Origin of the sequence: Microcoleus sp. K1-B1 (assembly GCF_036704705.1) — a bacterium.
Classification (GTDB): domain Bacteria; phylum Cyanobacteriota; class Cyanobacteriia; order Cyanobacteriales; family Microcoleaceae; genus Microcoleus.
In genome coordinates this window covers 1-1,019 of the sequence record NZ_JAUBSH010000216.1, presented here as the reverse complement: position 1 = coordinate 1,019, position 1,019 = coordinate 1, and the positions used below count along the sequence as shown (strand labels likewise).

The following is a 1,019-nucleotide window of genomic DNA, read 5'->3' as shown; positions in this document are numbered from 1 at the left end:
ATAAGTTTCCCACGATCCCAGACTCATGGAAATACTACCCTTGACAATTTCCCTTTTTCCTTAACTTGTCACCAATGAGCATTCCCTCATGTTCCCATCGATTCAACCAGTTATACATGGTCTTATAACTAACTTTAAAGATTTTCATTAAATTCTTATTTGTGATATTTTGTGAAGCTAAAATTAAAAAATGTGCTCTTTGGCGCACTTGATGATGTCTGCTTTCACGATAAATTCGGTTTAGCAATTTCAAGGAAAGTGGATTAATATCTCGAAGTAAAAACATATAAAACATCTTTGAAGACAACTTGATATTTTTATTATATCATATTAGTTGTTTGTGTAATTAATTTTGTTTGACAACTTAACCATGTTTACCGTCAAACGAGCGCTGAAATTGAATAATAGGGAAGCGACTTTGATGGCAAAACACGCAGGATTTCGGCGCGTGGTATTTAACATGGGGTTAAGCTTGCGGACTCAAATGTACAGTGAGGGGAAACTTACAGACTCAAAGGTACTCAACGAAGTTAAAAAAGTTCTCACTAACTACGTCAAGAAACAGCCTGAATTTGCTTGGATGAACCAGTTGTCCAGTCGAGTTTACCAAAACGCTTTGATTGACTTGAAAGATGCGTTTAGTAGATATCGTTCGGGAAAAGCAGGTCATCCAAAATTTGCCAGTCGCCGAGACGGGCAATCATTTACAGTGGATTCGTCTAACGGAAAAGTGTGGCTTTGTGCTGGCAACACCATCAAAATTCCCACACTCGGAACGTTTCGACTGCACGAACCCCTGGAATGTAGTTTTGTTACCCAAACTTTTACGGTTTCAAAAGAAGGGAGTCACTGGTTGGTCTCTTTCTGCGTTGATGCTGAACGTTTGCCAGTTCAACAAAGAGAAAGTTCTGTGGGAATTGATGTAGGTATTAATTCTTTTGCTGTAAGGATTCAGGTCTGAAAAATGGGAATGAGCTCAGGCATAGCCAAGGCACAAGAATGGGCAGAAATAGCCTCAC

The 1,019-nt window shown here is 39.2% G+C and carries 2 protein-coding genes; one reads left to right on the top strand and one right to left on the bottom strand.

Annotation, left to right across the window (positions count from 1 at the left end):
- Positions 1–34: 34 nt before the first annotated feature.
- Positions 35–286, bottom strand: a complete 252-nt coding sequence (locus QUA83_RS30715) for a helix-turn-helix domain-containing protein (protein ID WP_445301836.1) — start codon at positions 284–286, stop codon at positions 35–37.
- Between the two features lie 84 nt (positions 287–370).
- Here QUA83_RS30715 and QUA83_RS30490 point away from each other — a divergent pair, with 84 nt between their 5' ends.
- Positions 371–961, top strand: coding sequence for a transposase (locus QUA83_RS30490; protein WP_333297954.1), 591 nt, complete (start codon positions 371–373; stop codon positions 959–961).
- Positions 962–1,019 lie beyond the last annotated feature (58 nt).